The following is a 16,175-nucleotide window of genomic DNA, read 5'->3' on the forward strand; positions in this document are numbered from 1 at the left end:
GCAAAAGATTAGCATATCCGCGAAAAACCTGTCATTGGAAAAAATCTTTTGGGTAATCGGCCAGCAGAGCGGATATCAGATTATATACAATCCCGACCTGCTCAAAGATGCGGCCAATATTGACCTGAACGTAAAGGATGCATCCTTGCGGGACGCCCTGGATATATGCCTTGAAAAACGAGGGATTACCTACGTTGTCAGGTATAATACCATTATATTGAAAAAATCGCCGACAGGTGCGTCAGGAGAAGAAAGCGCTCCCGCTCCTCCTATGACCGTCCGCGGGCATGTTACGGATGAAAAAGGACAACCCCTGGAAAGAGTAGGCGTACAGGAGAAAGGTACGGCCAATGGCGTTTATTCCGACAAAAAAGGAGAATTCGTGATCCAGGTGAAAGACGGACATGCTATCCTGTTGTTTAAATACCTGGGATATGCCACGAAGGAGTTGCCGGTAAATAATCAAACCTACCTGGAAGTACAGCTTGCACCATCTTCCATCGGCATCGACTCCGTAGTAGTAACGGGATTCAATACCAGGCAAAAGAAGATCAGTATCGTAGGCGCTATTACCACTATTTCTCCACAGGAATTAAAAACGCCTTCCAGTACCTTGTCTTCCTCTTTTGCGGGTAGATTATCGGGAGTTATCGCCAGGCAGTCTACCGGTGAACCCGGTAGCGGCGCCCAGTTCTGGATCCGTGGCGTATCCACTTATGGAGGAACCGGTGCATTGATCTTCCTTAATGGAGTGGAAATATCTGCGGGCGACCTTAATAGTATTGACCCCAGCAATATAGAAAGTTTCTCTATCCTGAAAGATGCTTCTTCTACTGCATTGTATGGCGCCCGGGGTGCCAATGGTGTAATACTGATAGAAACCAAACGTGGTAAAATTATGGACAAACCAAAGATTTCCGGATTGGTGGAAAGCTCTGTGTCTTCTCCAACAAAGATCGTGAAGTTTACAGACGGCGTGTCATATATGAAACTATATAACGAAGCGCTGCGTAATGATAACCCTTACAATGCGGATCGTTACTCGCAGGAGAAGATCAACGGTACTGCACAGGGATTAGATCCTTACATCTACCCAAATATCGATTGGTATAAAATGTTGTTTAAGGATTATGCGTTTAGCCACCACGCTAACCTCAACGTGCAGGGCGGCGGACAGGTAGCGCGTTATTACATGGGAATAGCCTATTATAAAGACATGGGTATATTGAACAACGGCCTGTTGACCGGGTTCAAAAATAACATTGATAACAACCGTTTCAATTTCGTAAATAATGTGAGTGTAAAAGCTACGAAAACCACGGAACTGGAGCTGAATATCAATGCAGACTATTACAGGAACACCGGACCTGCCACCAGCGCTTCTTCCTTGTTTGGTAGTGTAATGGGGGCCAACGGTGTAGATTTTCCGGCCTTTTATCCTACCCCCGCTGATGGTGCATTGGATCACATTTATTTCGGTAACAAAACAGATGGCTTCCTGACCGCCAATACCCGCGACAATCCGTACGCGGACATGATCAAGGGATATAGCCAGTCGGCTGCTTCAACACTGTTGACCACTTTGAGGGGAAAACAGGACCTGAACATGATTACCAAAGGTTTGAGTTTCAATGCACTCATTTCATTCAAAAACTGGGCCAGCAGCAGTATTACGAGAACCTATACGCCCTACTACTATACCTTGGACAGTTACCGTAAAGATGCCGATGGTAAATATATTTATAACCTGAACTGGATTGCTGCCGCGGGTGGCTCTACGGCGCTGGGCCAGTCGGGCGATAATAGCGGAGACAGAACACTGTACATGCAAACGACGTTGAACTATAATCGCATGTTCAATGACAAACATGATGTGTCTGGTATGTTGGTGTTTTTAAGAAATGAATACAATACCAATACGCCTGGTGGTAACATTGTAGATGCGTTGCCATCGCGTAAACAGGGATGGGCGGGCCGTTTGGCGTATGGATATGATTCGCGCTATTACCTGGAAGCCAACCTCGGTTATACGGGTTCTGAAAACTTTGCAGCCGGACACCGCTATGGTTTCTTCCCCGCAGGAGGTATTTCCTGGGTAGCCTCCAATGAGTCGTTCTTTAAAACAGCCACATGGACTAGCCATATTAACCTGTTGAAAGTACGCGCTTCCTACGGGTTGTCAGGTAACGACCAGATAGGGGGCGACCGCTTTCCCTACCTCAGCGTCGTGAATATGAATAGTGGCAACGGTTTTACCACCGGGTACAACTTCGATAACGGGATGTCTGGTATCCAGATTACCCGCTATCCTAATAACAATATTCAATGGGAGATCAGTAAAAAGTTGAATGTTGGATTGGATTTAGGTTTGTTTAACGACCTAACCCTCAACCTGGACTGGTTCCGGGAAATGCGTACCAATATCTATCAGCAGCGTGGTACCATACCCGCTACGGCTGGTGTATCGAGTGCATTGCCTTATTCCAATATCGGACGGGTGCTGAACCATGGTATAGATGCTACCTTGTTGTATAATCATACTATCAACAGGGACCTGGCGGTATCGTTCCGCGGTACATTTACTTACGCGCGTAACAAGATATTGTATTACGACCAGCCAAATTATGCTGCCTTGGGGCTTGGTAACCTTTCATATATGGGACATCCGCTGAATACCAATTTCGGGCTGGTGGCCGAGCGTTTGTTTATTGATGATAAAGAAGCAGCCAGCAGTCCTGTATTTATTGCTTCCCATGCCGGTGATATCAAGTACAAGGATATCAACGGCGACGGCTCTATCAACAACAACGACCGGGTGGCAATGGGATGGCCCAGAGTGCCGGAAATTGTATATGGTGCAGGGTTTACTGTTACCTACAAGAAGTTTGATGTGGGCGTTTTCTTCCAGGGGTTATCGCATATGTCTGATTACATCAATGGGTTCCGGCCTTTCGGACGTGCGCAAAACAACCTGATAGCTGCTATTGCAGCCGATCACTGGTCGCCAGACAACCAAAACCTCTATGCTTTCTACCCAAGGTTAACAGCGTTGGAGTCGGCTCCCAACAATGAACAATCTTCTTCCTGGTGGTTGCGTGACTTCTCTTTCCTGCGCCTGAAGCAAGTGGAAATAGGCTATAACCCGGCGAAGATTGCCAGGATATACCTGAGAGGCATTAACCTGCTTACGTTTTCCAAATTTAAATTATGGGACCCTGAACAAGGGGGCGGTAATGGTTTAGGATATCCTCCACAGGCAGTAGTCAATTTAGGCGCGCAGTTTAATCTCTGATAACATCCATTCATCAGCTGAAAAAGAAAATTATGCATCTCTTCAATCGGAAATATATATTCGGAGGTCTTTTGGTTTGCCTTTTTACATCAGGATTGTTGTCCTGCAAAAAGTATCTCGACATTGTACCTCCCAACACAGCCACTATTAATACGGCTTTTCAAAACTATAATACAGCGCTGCGATTCCTGTATTCGCTATACGCTTACATGCCTACGGAAAATGACGCCAGCTATGGCAACATCAGCGCCTGTGCTACAGACCAGGCTATTACCGTGTGGCAGGGCAATACGATTTCAAGGTTATTGAGAGGGGAGCAGAATTCTTCCAACCCCTTATTTAACTATTGGGAGGGAAAGAACAGTTTGCCTGGTATCAGCCTGTTTGAGGGCATCCGGCAATGCTATATTTTCCTGGATAATATAGATAAAGTGCCCGGTGTTACTGCCGACATAGCCAAACGCTGGAAAGGGGAAGCAACTTTTCTGGCTGCTTATTATCACTATATCCTGCTGCGTCAATATGGACCTATCCCGCTGATTGATCATCAGATTGATTTCAGTGCTACCAGCGGTACGGATATTTTCCCATTCCGTCAGCCTTACGACGCATGTGTGAATTATATTGTACAAAAATATGATGAGGCTGCAGCTATGTTGCCCTCTACTATTCCTGCTCAAAATGAGCTGGGAAGAGTAACCTCGGTGTCGGTAAAAGCGATGAAGGCCCGTTTACTGCTGACGGCTGCGTCGCCGCTGTTTAATGGTAACAATGAATACTATAGTAGTTTCAAAGACAGGAATGGTCAGCCGCTGATGAATGTTGCCTATGATAAGGAGAAGTGGAAACGTGCCATAGATGCGATCAAAGATGCTATAGATGTGGCCACACAGAATGGAAAACGGCTTTACCAATTTGCCGATTATAAAGGGCCAACGGGTATTTTTGAAAAAACACGCCGCGATACCGGGATGATTGCCTACCGTTTTACCATGGTAGACCCATGGAATGTAGAACTGATATGGGGTTATTCTGTGCCGGAAGGATGGTACCAATGGCAGCAGAACTGTGCGCCACTGTCGGGTAATTCCTACAATGGCATTGGGCCGAGTATGAGAACGGTAGAAACATTCTACACCGAAAATGGATTACCGATAGATAAAGACCCCACCTGGGCTTATGGGAAAAGATACGAGGTAGACCCGGATGCACACACCATGAATGTGAACCTGCACCGCGAACCACGCTACTATGCATCTGTAGCTTATGACAATGGTAAATACCTGGTAAATGGAGAAGCGGAAACGATGCACTTTAAAGCCGGAGAAGCACACGGGTGGCGCTCCGGAGCTACCAACTACTCACTCACTGGCTTCCTGGTGCAGAAAGTAGTGCATCCACAAACCGTAGCAGATGATAACAATTTTACCATTGTTCACTATCCCTGGCCTATCATTCGTTTGGCTGAGCTATACCTCTCTTATGCAGAAGCGTTGAATGAGTATTATGGTGCAGCGCAACAACAAACAGTGCTGGACAACCTGAACATGATCCGCCAAAGGTCTATGTTGCCCACTGTACAAGCCTCCTGGGCCATTGCCGGTCATGGTCCTGTATTTACACAGGATGAAATGCGGGATATTATACGCAGGGAGCGCACTATAGAATTGGTGTTTGAAGGACAATACTTCTGGGATGTGCGCCGCTGGAAACAGGGCGACAAATACCTGAATCAAACTATTTACGGCATGAATTTCCAGGGCACCGATGAAAATACATTTAACCAGGTAACACCAGTCATTAACCAGGTATTCCGTACGCCGGCTGGCTACCTGTTTCCTATCAGCGTGCAGGAATTGAGCAAGAATACTAACCTGGTTCAAAATCCTGGTTGGTAGTCGCTTTTGAAAACAATTCATCATCCAAACAACTTTTCATCATGCTACATAAAAAGTTATTATTCGGCATACTGTCAGGACTTTTATTCCTTCACCTGGCCAGTTGTAGTAAGAAAGAAGACGTAGGTGTACCTCCTCCTGCGTTGACCAACGTAAAAGGTACGCCAGGTTATGGTGAGGCTATCTTTACCTGGGATGCTATTGGCCGCAGTCCGAAAGATTCTGCTATTTATCTCTATACTTCTATCAGCTATACTGACAGCACCGGCAAGGTAAACGAACAGAAGTTCAGCCGCTATACCGATACCGCGGTGATAGGCAGTTTGACAGACAAGCCTTACACTTTTACCATTAAAACGGTAGGCCCCCAGGGAGCGATCAGCGAAATTTCCACGATGTCGATAACCCCCAAACCGCCGGTGTATATTGCCATCGCTAATACCATCAAAATCACAGCCTCTATAGGGGGAGCACGTATCGCGTGGGAAAATAATTCCGGGAAAACAGTGATTGTGAACGCCGCTTATACTGATCCGGCCACCGGAAAAGTGGTAAGTAAAGCGTTTACCTCGGCCGTACAGCAAGGGGTAGGTTATCTTTCCGGGATACCTGGTGGAAGCCCCATCACCGTAGTGGTAACAGTAACGGATATATCGCGGCGCCAGTCCAACCCTGTGAGCGCTACGATTACTCCATTAACGGAAATCAAGCTGTCTAAAAGCGGCTGGTCTATTGCCGGGTTCAGCGACCAGGAAGATGGGGGAGAAGGGCCGGTAAATGGTTATGCCACTGCTGCTATTGATGACAATATCAATACCTTTTGGCATACTACCTGGTCATCTGGAGAACCGCCTTATCCGCATTGGATTGCTGTGAATATAGGACAAGTTACCACTATTTCAAGAGTAGGCCTTGTAAACAGGCAGGGCCACAAAGACGGACAAACGGAAATACAATTAATGGGAAGCACGGATGGTCAAAACTGGGCGGATCTCGGCACTTATCCTTTTGTGCAGCAAAATGCAGAACAATTTTTCTCAGTACCACCGCAGCAATGGAAGTATGTGAAAGTAGTCCTGACCAAAGGACCTAACTTCTATGGATTCCTGGGAGAGATTAATCTGTATGGCGCACTGTAAGCTTTTTTGACTTTAAAATAACACATGCATATGAGCAAGGTTAACCTATGGATGTATATTTTTTTGACAGGCCTGGCGCTTCCGTTTATGTATTGCGCTAAACATTCCGGAACTTCTACGGCTGGTGATAAACCAGCCGTAGAAGTGAACAAAAGTACCTATAAGCTGAACGTAGTATATTTTGTTCCACAGGGACAAGACACCCTGCTGCATTACCGGGAGCGGATGACTGATATGTTGTTTTTCTTCCGGGATTTTTATGGCGGGGAAATGAAGCGCAACGGGTTTGGTAATAAAACTTTCGGACTACAAACCAATGCAAGCGGCAAGCAAGTTATATTCTCAGTTGTTCGCGGCGCCCATCCGGCATCATCCTATAAATACGATGGCGGCGCCGGCCCAATGATGGAGGAAATCAATGCTTACTTTACGCAGCATGCAGATGAAAAGAGAAGTGAACATTATCTCGTGATCACGCCGGTACCAGATGTATCCCATGCTGACGTGCCCTTTTATGGTATTGGTAACTGGGCATTTATATTAGACCACGACAAACTGGACATCCGGCAATATGGGGTTGGGATCGACTGGGTAGCAGGCAGTGCGCATGAACTGGGTCACGGCCTTGGTTTGCCACATGACAAAGAAAAAAGAAGTGATGCTGCTACTTTGGGTACTTCGCTCATGAGCTGGAACGATTTTACCAAGGGGACTATACTGACGAAAGCCGCCTGCGCTATATTGAACAACTGCGAATTATTTAACAACGCCACAGTAGCCGGCTACCAACAGTCTTTTAAAATTTATGCGAAGAAGGTACATATCAGTTACGCCAATGGTAACATGGTGATCACCGGGCGTTTTTTTGCTGCCCAGCCGGTGAATGGGATTAATGTGTACCAGGATCCCGATGCCAACACCGATTCCTATGATACGCCCAGCTGGTCGGCCGCTCCTATAGGAACAGACAGTTTTAGCATCTCTACGCCGATAAATGAGCTATGGGATCTGACAGGAAGTTATTCACTGAGAGTGGACGTGCTGGGCAACAACGGTTATCGTCAAACGATCGTTTCCTATCACTATTCGTTTATTAACCAGGAGCCGGTACTTGATCCGGCTATTGGCTCCCAACCTGAAATTCCCAAAACAGGTTGGGTAATTGCCGACGTAGATTCAGAAGAGAACGGTTATCCGGCTACCAATGCCCTGGATAATGATCCGTCTACCTACTGGCATACGCAGTACAGTGGTGCAGAGCCAACGCATCCGCATCAGCTTACAATCGACATGGGTACATCTCATCAGCTGAAAGGTCTTACATTCCGGGATCGCCAGGGTGTATGGCCAGGCATCAAGGAAATGACAGTGTATACGAAAACCGCTACCGGTAGTTGGACTTCGCAAGGTGTGTTTACGCTTAGGAAGAGTGATATGGACCAGTTTATTTCTTTTACTGCCCCAGTGGATGCGCGGTATTTCCGGATAGTAACTACCAGCAGTTATGACGATGGAAAATCCTGCTCACTGGCAGAGATTGGCGCATATTGAGTGATGGATGTTTATATATTAATAGCCCGCGGGTATATGCCTGCGGGCTTTTAAGCCGATACGGATATGGTTGAAGATTTATAAAGGTGCTGCCGCGGATGCTTCGTAAATAAACAACGTCGACTCATTATCGTCCGGCATAAAATACCCACGCACTTTATCTCCTTCACCCAGCTCAAAGAAGCTGGGATTTTGCGTCATAACAGCATCTGTGGCAGGCGACCAGAGCTCAACGGGCAACTGGTGCACTGGCTGATGTGAGTCCAGATCAATAATTTCTATACCTCCCAGGGAAAACGATGGCTTTCCTGGCCGCTTGTAGGCGCTAAGCCCCGTATAAAGCATTTCTCCACCACCCAGGTATTGATTATCCTGGTAGTCGATGTAATAGGCGTGATTGGGAATGGGAGAGACGTTGGCATGGCGTACCTTACCTGTTTCATTCAATGCCCATTGATAGAACCGGCGCGAGCCCCAGCTGATGCCATGTAAGGTGTTGGTATCAGGATTCCTGGCAATGCCCCCGATATGATCGTCCCATCTAAATATCTCTTCCAGCGCCATTCGGCGGGGATCGAGCCGGTAGATGATAGACCGGCTGTCGGGTCGATATTCGGCCGCAGCTATCCAGATATGGGTGCCATCGAAATCAATACCGCTGGGATGAAAGATTGCGTTCTCGCCAATGGCAATATCAGCCAGGAGGTTACCGCTGGCGTCGATTTTAAACAGGTGCCCTGCTCCGGAGGATCGGTCGTTGCCGGGATGCACTTCTACGGAAGATACCCAGAAATCTGTTCCGATCTTAACCATACCCTGGCAATGGAAGGTGTTGAACCGGATCTTAATAGCGGCCACCTGGTTCCACGGAGTATGCCGGGTGATAGATTTCAGCCGTTTGCTTAAGTGGCTTTCTGATCTTTTGGGTTGGGAGAGACTTTTAAGATCCGGCGACAGGCAAAGTGCGCCCAGGGGGAGCAAGCTATGTTTTAAAAAATCTCTTCTGGCAGGCATGTTATTATCCAGGTTTATGTGGGTAATGTTACATAAATATCAATAAGATCAATATTATAAAATTAACAACAAACGTGGATGGCTATAAATAATATACCCGGACTCATTTGAGCCCGGGAATATTATTATGTTTCGGGAAATGCCTGCTATTTCAGTTTATCGGCCATATTCCATACCTGAATATCTTTTATCACACCCTTGAAGGCGTGCGAAGTGTCACCAATATTTTGCAATGGGAATACCAATGTTTGCACAATCGCCATGGAATCTTTGGCGCCGGCAAAACCGATCTTTTTCTTTTCCAGGCTTTGCACCAGTTGACCATTAACGTACAGGCGGGTACCTTTATGATCCCCGCTGATAGCGAGCTTGGTCCATTGATTAGCCGGTACGGTATAATCAAAAGTATAATCGTAGCCCTCCCGTGAAAAGCCCAGTTTACCTGTTTGTTGTTGTTTGAGTTTAACGGTGGCATTGGGAGAACTGAATAATACGGCATTGGGTGCATTACCGGCATCTGGTTTAACGGTAAACATTACCGTATAGTCATACCCGATTTCGGGAACAGGCGTTTGTGCGAAACTCCTACCTCCGTTGATATGCAGGCCATCGCGCTGGATGGCTGCATTGGATATTTTACCGAGGTTTCTTTGATTGCCGGAATTGTCTTTACTCTTATTTTTTCCAGGCTCATATTGTAACACCAACCCGTTCTTGCCTTTTAGTTTGCCACGCATATTGGCGCCGGGGCCTTCGCCGGTGTTAGCAGCGTTGGCTGCAAAGGAGGCATAGCTTTGTGTACTATCGGCGCCTCTCCACATTTTTTGAGCGAGTACCTGCATGGCAGGGAATACCCGGTCGTGTACATCTTTTTCAGTGATGCCGTTGCCTACGTGGTCGTTCCATACGGCAAAAGAACCGCCCATGATCTGTGGATCACCGTTTTTAAACCGTACATCGCCTACCTGTACTGGTTCCCATTTGTTGTATAGTTGAGGTAAGTTGAGGTAATCGTAGTAATAGCCGGCTGCGGGAACAATATACAGCCATCCGTCAGGAGTGGAGATCATATTGTATCCCAGCTTTTTCATGGCTACAGGGTCGGCATAGCCATTATACCATACATTCATGGTTACGTCTTTTACCTTCACGGGAGTATTGCCCTGGGCATGTGTGAGTGCGCCCCAGATGCGTGCCTTTTTTCCATAGGATTCTACCAGGCGTATGTAATGGTCGGTAAATGCGCGGAACTGCTCTGCTGCAGCTTTGGCATACTCGTCTGTTCCAATGTGTACTTCCGGGCCGGTAAATACCGGGTTGGGGCCCGACAGGTATTCCATGAATACGCTGTCTATAACCTGGTAAGTAACCGGGTTATCGAGGTCGAGGTGATCCATGCCATATTTTTTGCTGCCAATCTCGGGGCGGAGTTTGGTGAAGGCAAGGGAATGTGCCGGTACATCTATCTCAGGAACTATATTCACACCATAGGAAGTTGCCAACGCCTGCAGGTCCCGGAATTCCTGTTTGGTATAGGAGCCGTCTTTGGACGTAAGCCCGGGATAAAAATCGCTCTGCAGGCGGAAGGCCGCGTAGGTGCTATCCCAGTTTTTTCCAAAGAACTGCTTAAAACCGTTGTCATTAAGATGTATATGAAAATCGTTCATTTTATAGTAGGACATGAACTTCACATACTGCCGGAGAAAATCCAGGCTGAAGAACTTACGTCCTGCATCCAGCACAAAGCCGCGAACGTCGTAACGGGGATAGTCTCTTGCCGTACCGCAGGGGAAATGAGTATGGAGACTGTCCTGTTCCAATACCTGCAACAGCGTACGCGTACCCCAGAACACGCCCCGGGCGCTCGGTGCAGCTATTTGCAGCACTTCCTTTCCGGCGGTCACCAGGTAACCTTCTTTGCCGAGCGCAGTGTCTGGGCTGTTCAACTGTAGAAAAATATCGCCCGCTGTGGGTGTTCCGGTCCTGATAGCGAGGGAAACACCGTGGGTTAATGGCAACAGGTCCTGTTGCAACACCTGTGCGGTACCCGATAAAGCAGCTGCTGATGCTGGCTCCAATACAATAGCACTGGCTGGTTGAAGGGTAAATTGCCCGTTGCCTCCCTGCCACTCCTGCAGGCCAGGTATTACAAATGGAGCGGGGTTGGTAGTTTGCGACCAGGCTTTACCCTGAAATAGTCCTAGCGCTAAACCGGTAATAAGAAAAGCTTTTTTCATTTGATGAGTCATAACATTGTTCACTGATTGACTGCCTGACAGGCATTGGCGATAGCAGTTGCTATCACGTATCTAATGTAATAACTTCCGGATGATTTTCTGTATCCGCTTATGTAAAAGGCAAGATAGGAGGGGTATTGGTCAAAATAGCGGAAACCCGGATACGTTCAGTGGGCACCGTTTTAGCAGCCAGCAGCAGTTTTACGTCGTTGGAAGAGCGCGCCCGCTGGTTTCGCAGGCGCGCTGTATCCTGTGGTGGACGTGTTGTATGTTTTCAAGAATACTGTCCATTATACTTCCGTCAATGTGGCGTGTAGCTCCAGTTCAGCAATGAGCCTGGACTTCACCTGTGTAAATGCCATATCCTTGGCTTCGGCAAAGGAGATGTTATAGGTGCGGTCGATTTGTTGTAAATGTGGTGGGAAGGGCGCCAGTAGTTGCTCGTAATAATTATCTAGCTCTTTTGTACCGGGCATTTCAAAACGGATGCGCAGTTGAAAACGTCTCAGCAAGGCGGCATCAATCATTTCAATATGGTTAGTGGCACAAATGAGCAACGATTTTTCGGGGTAGTAATCGATCAGCTGGATCAGCGTATTCACCAGGCGACGCATTTCTCCTACATCTTTATCATCATCGCTACGGGCTTTACCAATTTGGTCAAACTCATCCAGGAAGAGGACGGCGCCTTCCCTGGCAGCTTTATCAAAAACCGATTTGATGTTTTGAGCTGTTTCCCCGATGCGGGGGCAAACAACGTTACTCAGGTTCAGTATCATCAAAGGTTTGTTCATGGCGCCGGCGATACCTTTGGCGGTAGTTGTTTTCCCACAACCGGAACTACCGTATAACAACAGTTTGTTATTAACCGGAAGTCCATATTGATGGAGTGTATGTATGAACCGGTGCTCTTTGATGAGCTGCTGAATTGCTTGCCTGTTTTGACCCGGGAGGAAAATATTCTCCAGCTGTATGGTTGGCTGATCATGGATGATCAAATCGTATATATTCATTCGCGTTACTGTTATGCGGTTCCCTTTTTCGCTGGTACAACCAACCCTCCCGCATGCCAGGAGGGTTAGCTGGCAACTACTGCAAATCTGCTATGGAAGCGCCAAAGTTGATGTGCAGTACGTTGCCGTTAGGCATTACCAGCGCCGGAACCGACTTTACGCCTGCGTTGGCGGCATCGGTAATTTTTGATTTGTCGGTCCCTAAGTGAATCACCTCTACCTGGTTTCCAGGGATAAGATGTAAGATGTCTTGCTCTGCGCTGACGCAAACGGGACAACCGGCGTGGTAGAAAATTGCTTTTCCCATGATGATGCAAATTTAGTTAATATTTTACTGGTATGATGAGCGCCTGGCTGCCATCACTTCAGCAGCCAGGCTTTTGTGTGATGATGAAACAAAAGTATACTATATTTGGACCAGGTAACTAGTACAGAATTTACAAAAACAGGTAGTCCAGATGTTAAGAGCATGGAAATTAGAAGTACAATTGGATGAGCAATCTGACAAGGCCATCTATCTCCAGGTGGCAGATGCGATCATCAAAGATATTCATTCCGGTAGATTGAAGTCGGGCGACGCATTGCCGGGAAGCCGGTATCTTTCGCAGCAGTTGAAACTCAACCGGAATACGATCGTGGAGGCGCTGAATGTATTGCTGATAGAAGGGTGGCTGGAGTCCAGGGAACGCCGGGGTACCTTTGTAGCCGCTACTTATCCTTTTCATCCCGATGCCTCAAAAAAGGGCGTGAAACCCACTGCTGCTCCGTCAACGAAGCCCTGGCGTATTTTTTTCGATGATGGTTATCCCGACAGCAAAATAGCGCCTATCGCCGAGCTGGCAAGGGCCTACCGCCAGATCTTCAACCGGAAAGCAAAATGGCAGATGATGGGATATGGGACCGAACTGGGCGACCTGGAGTTCCGGAAGGAGATGGCACAAATGCTGAACCACCAAAGGGGGATGAGCATACAGGCACAGATGCTCTGTATAACACGCGGTAGCCAGATGGCGCTGTACCTGGTGGCTCAAACCTTATTGGAGAAGGGGGATTATATCATGATAGAAAACCCTGGCTATAAGCCTGCCTGGAAGGCTTTTGAAAGCACAGGCGCTAAATTGTTACCGGTAAATGTGGATGAAGAAGGGCTGGTGATTACGGACGTTATCCGGCATCTGAAATCACGAAAGAAGATCAGGGCCATCTACCTGACACCACACCGGCAGTATCCTACCACAGTTACCTTGAGCCTGCAGCGGCGCCTGAAGTTGGTGGAGCTGTCGAATGAGTATGGGTTTACAATTGTGGAAGATGACTATGACAATGAGTTTCACTTCGGCTACCGCCCCGTATTGCCCTTGTCTACTTTTGCTGAATTGAAACAATATGTCTACATCGGCACTATGAGCAAGGTGGTAGCCCCTGCGTTGCGCATTGGTTACCTGGCCAGCAGCAACCAGCAGTTGCTCGACAAGGTAGCGGCCCTCCGTAAAATTATTGATGTTCAGGGAGATAATATCATGGAGCAGGCGGTATTACAGCTCATCAAAGACGGGACTATCAAACGGCATATCAAAAAGGCCAGCCTGCACTATAAAGCCAGGAGAGATGCTGCTGAAGTGTTGCTGCAAAAATACCTGAAACATAAAGCTACCTGGCATGTTCCCGATGGAGGACTGGCGTTTTGGATTGTGCCCAAAGCACCGGTAGATTGGTTCCTTATTTCGGAAAGGCTACAGGCAAAAGGTATTAAAATTATCTGCCCGGATAGTTACAGCTATGATGCCCCCGTGAATGGTATCCGGCTAGGGTACGCCTCTCCCGGAGAAGAGCAGCTGGAAGAAGGGATACAGGCACTGGCTAAGCTGCTATAGTATTAGCGGGACCTGGTATCCCGGAGGTATTTCCGGGTATTATTTTCCATTTCCTGATTGCGCTTCGCCCAACCTATAATTTCTTCCGGTTTTTGGTTTCTTGTTGTCATACAGCCGAATTAGGTTGCTTGTAAATATAGGCGGTTCCTGCTGATAATTGCAGGCTCCCAAGCCCTGCACACTATTAAATTTGACAATTAGTATTAAATTTACCCCTGCCGCAGAGAACGGGAGCTGACGGCATTATATTGGGATGAATGAACTGGAACTACTGCAACAACTGGCGCTCGGCAACCGCGATGCGTTTACTGCTATCTACCAGCAGTACCATGGCGGTATTTATAATTACCTGCTGAAGTTTACCCGGAATCCGGCGCTTACGGAGGACCTGGTGCATGATGTTTTCCTGAAGATATGGGAAATCCGGGCGCAGCTGGATATCAAGTCGTCGTTTGCTGCCTACCTGTACCGCCTGGCCCGTAATACCGCCCTTACACAATTGAACCGCATTGCTTTGTTTGATACGATCCGCGACGAGGTAATGCATCGCACTTCCCTGGGCATCGACGACCAGTCGCTCATGAATGCCGTGGAAGCCAAACAATATGAAGAGCTGTTGCACAAGGCGATCAATAGCCTGCCGCCACAACGCCGGGAAGCGTTTATCCTCTGCCGGCAGGAGGGTAGAAGCTATGAAGAGGCGGCTGCTCTTATGAATATTTCCCGTAATACCTTTAAGCAGCACCTGTCGCTCGCCGTTAAATCGATCCGGGAGTACCTGCTGGAGCATGGCAATATTTCCCTGCTGATACTGCTGGTATCCCTGAAATAAAAAAAGTTGGATTTTTTTTCCAACGCATCCACCCATTTGTTTTATTCATTAGTCTTATTGATATGGAGCCAAAAAATTTTCCAGTTGCTGACCTGCTGCAAAAATACCTGGACGGTACCCTCACGGATGCCGAGAGTATTGCCTTGTTTGCATGGTTGAAGGAAAATCCTGTGGAGGAAGATACTCAACTGGAGCCTTTGCTGGAAGCAGTGTATCACCGTTCTTTCGGGGAGCCGCCGGCGCTTTCGCCGGCTGCCAGTGCACGTATCCTCAACAGGTTAATGGACAGTACTGCTACACCGGTAGTGCCTTTACGCCGGCGCTGGCTCCGCTATGCCGCCGCCGCGGTGCTCATCCTGGCCGCCGCCGGTACCGCCATGCTGCTGATGCGCCACCGGGACACCACACCGCCGTTGGCCGGCAACCTGGCCGCTCCAGCCAAACAAGGCAATCATGCCGTGTTAACGCTGGCCGATGGCCGCCAGATACAGCTCGACAGCGCCCAGGGTAACATCGTGCAGAGCGGAGAGCTGAAAGTGAACAATGACAGCGGCCAACTGGATTACGAGGGAAAGGCAGGTAATATGGAATACCATACCCTCACCACGCCGCGGGGAGGCCAGTATAAGCTGCTGTTGCCGGATGGTACCACCGCCTGGCTGAATGCCGGATCCAGTATCCGCTTCCCCACCGCCTTTAATGGAAAATACCGGCAGGTGAAAATGACCGGCGAAGTATATTTCGATGTAAAACAACAGGCTAATAACCCGTTTATGGTAGACATAAATGGCAAAGCCACGGTAGAAGTACTGGGAACGGCGTTTAACGTGAACGCCTATACGGACGAACCAGCCATCCGCACTACCTTGTTACAGGGCAGTGTCAGGATGACCCACCACGGGAAGTCCGCCATACTCGAGCCCGGACAACAGGCCATTGCCAGTCACGATCAGTTGAATGTGACCAGCAACACCGATACGGAAATGGCCGTTGCCTGGAAGGATGGACTGTTCCGCTTTGATCACACCCCCCTCGATGAAGTACTGCGACAGCTAGCCCGCTGGTACAACGTAGAGGTGGTGTATGAGAAAGGTGTACCAGACGTTCCTTTCAGTGGCGAAATAAAAAGAGACCTCGACCTGAAACAGGCACTGATAGTGCTGGGCAGCATGGGCGTGCATTGCCGGGTCGATGGCAACAAACTGATCATTATGCCGTAACATTCCGTCATGTGAGCCATACCTCGTATTCTCATCAACAGATTGCATGAACATACAGGCCTTGTGCTGAATAAAAGCTGGAAAGCTACTGGCGGAGCTTTGTCC

Annotated in this window: 11 protein-coding genes; 7 read left to right on the top strand and 4 right to left on the bottom strand. The window is 48.0% G+C overall.

Annotation, left to right across the window (positions count from 1 at the left end; all coding sequences use genetic code 11):
• The first annotated feature begins 34 nt into the window (after positions 1 to 34).
• The 4 genes from FHW36_RS14360 (at position 35) to FHW36_RS14375 (ending at position 7,880) form a co-directional block, all read left to right on the top strand.
• Positions 35 to 3,292, top strand: coding sequence for a TonB-dependent receptor (locus FHW36_RS14360; protein ID WP_186452440.1), 3,258 nt, complete (start codon positions 35 to 37; stop codon positions 3,290 to 3,292).
• Between the two features lie 98 nt (positions 3,293 to 3,390).
• A complete protein-coding gene (locus FHW36_RS14365; RefSeq protein WP_186452441.1) occupies positions 3,391 to 5,190 on the top strand; it encodes a RagB/SusD family nutrient uptake outer membrane protein in 1,800 nt (599 codons plus the stop codon).
• 41 nt (positions 5,191 to 5,231) lie between these two features.
• Positions 5,232 to 6,329, top strand: a complete 1,098-nt coding sequence (locus tag FHW36_RS14370; RefSeq protein WP_145670039.1) for a discoidin domain-containing protein — start codon at positions 5,232 to 5,234, stop codon at positions 6,327 to 6,329.
• Between the two features lie 30 nt (positions 6,330 to 6,359).
• Entirely contained in the window at positions 6,360 to 7,880 is a 1,521-nt protein-coding gene (locus FHW36_RS14375) for a discoidin domain-containing protein (RefSeq protein ID WP_186452442.1), read from the top strand.
• A 78-nt stretch (positions 7,881 to 7,958) separates the two neighbouring features.
• On the opposite strand, the gene FHW36_RS14380 is transcribed toward FHW36_RS14375, so the two are convergent.
• The 4 genes from FHW36_RS14380 to FHW36_RS14395 form a co-directional block, all read right to left on the bottom strand.
• Positions 7,959 to 8,894, bottom strand: coding sequence for a DUF6454 family protein (locus tag FHW36_RS14380; RefSeq protein WP_145670044.1), 936 nt, complete (start codon positions 8,892 to 8,894; stop codon positions 7,959 to 7,961).
• Positions 8,895 to 9,040: 146 nt separating this feature from the next.
• Positions 9,041 to 11,131 (bottom strand): family 20 glycosylhydrolase, encoded by a 2,091-nt coding sequence (locus tag FHW36_RS14385; RefSeq protein ID WP_145670046.1) that lies wholly within the window; start codon positions 11,129 to 11,131, stop codon positions 9,041 to 9,043.
• A 290-nt stretch (positions 11,132 to 11,421) separates the two neighbouring features.
• Positions 11,422 to 12,144, bottom strand: coding sequence for an AAA family ATPase (locus FHW36_RS14390; protein ID WP_145670048.1), 723 nt, complete (start codon positions 12,142 to 12,144; stop codon positions 11,422 to 11,424).
• Between the two features lie 76 nt (positions 12,145 to 12,220).
• Positions 12,221 to 12,451: a thioredoxin family protein gene (locus tag FHW36_RS14395; protein ID WP_145670050.1), complete on the bottom strand. Its 231-nt coding sequence runs from the start codon at positions 12,449 to 12,451 to the stop codon at positions 12,221 to 12,223.
• Between the two features lie 151 nt (positions 12,452 to 12,602).
• Between FHW36_RS14395 and pdxR the strand changes: the two genes are divergently transcribed.
• The 3 genes from pdxR to FHW36_RS14410 all read left to right on the top strand — a co-directional run bounded on the left by pdxR (position 12,603) and on the right by FHW36_RS14410 (position 16,070).
• Positions 12,603 to 14,018, top strand: coding sequence for a MocR-like pyridoxine biosynthesis transcription factor PdxR (pdxR, locus tag FHW36_RS14400; protein WP_145670052.1), 1,416 nt, complete (start codon positions 12,603 to 12,605; stop codon positions 14,016 to 14,018).
• A gap of 253 nt (positions 14,019 to 14,271) precedes the next feature.
• The gene (locus tag FHW36_RS14405; RefSeq protein ID WP_145670054.1) at positions 14,272 to 14,850 is read left to right on the top strand and encodes an RNA polymerase sigma factor; all 579 of its coding nucleotides are present in this window, start codon (positions 14,272 to 14,274) and stop codon (positions 14,848 to 14,850) included.
• A gap of 62 nt (positions 14,851 to 14,912) precedes the next feature.
• Complete coding sequence (locus tag FHW36_RS14410; protein ID WP_145670057.1) at positions 14,913 to 16,070, top strand: FecR family protein; 1,158 nt, start codon at positions 14,913 to 14,915, stop codon at positions 16,068 to 16,070.
• Positions 16,071 to 16,175 lie beyond the last annotated feature (105 nt).

The sequence above is a fragment of the Chitinophaga polysaccharea genome, from assembly GCF_007829335.1.
Taxonomy (GTDB): domain Bacteria; phylum Bacteroidota; class Bacteroidia; order Chitinophagales; family Chitinophagaceae; genus Chitinophaga; species Chitinophaga polysaccharea_B.

Excerpts from the sequence above, each read along its gene's own strand:
- FHW36_RS14375 (WP_186452442.1), top strand. The coding sequence starts at position 6,360 with ATGAGCAAGGTTAACCTATGGATGTATATTTTTTTGACAGGCCTGGCG.
- FHW36_RS14370 (WP_145670039.1), top strand. The coding sequence starts at position 5,232 with ATGCTACATAAAAAGTTATTATTCGGCATACTGTCAGGACTTTTATTC.
- FHW36_RS14395 (WP_145670050.1), bottom strand. The coding sequence starts at position 12,451 with ATGGGAAAAGCAATTTTCTACCACGCCGGTTGTCCCGTTTGCGTCAGC.
- FHW36_RS14385 (WP_145670046.1), bottom strand. The coding sequence starts at position 11,131 with ATGAAAAAAGCTTTTCTTATTACCGGTTTAGCGCTAGGACTATTTCAG.
- pdxR (WP_145670052.1), top strand. The coding sequence starts at position 12,603 with ATGTTAAGAGCATGGAAATTAGAAGTACAATTGGATGAGCAATCTGAC.
- FHW36_RS14390 (WP_145670048.1), bottom strand. The coding sequence starts at position 12,144 with ATGAATATATACGATTTGATCATCCATGATCAGCCAACCATACAGCTG.
- FHW36_RS14380 (WP_145670044.1), bottom strand. The coding sequence starts at position 8,894 with ATGCCTGCCAGAAGAGATTTTTTAAAACATAGCTTGCTCCCCCTGGGC.
- FHW36_RS14405 (WP_145670054.1), top strand. The coding sequence starts at position 14,272 with ATGAATGAACTGGAACTACTGCAACAACTGGCGCTCGGCAACCGCGAT.
- FHW36_RS14410 (WP_145670057.1), top strand. The coding sequence starts at position 14,913 with ATGGAGCCAAAAAATTTTCCAGTTGCTGACCTGCTGCAAAAATACCTG.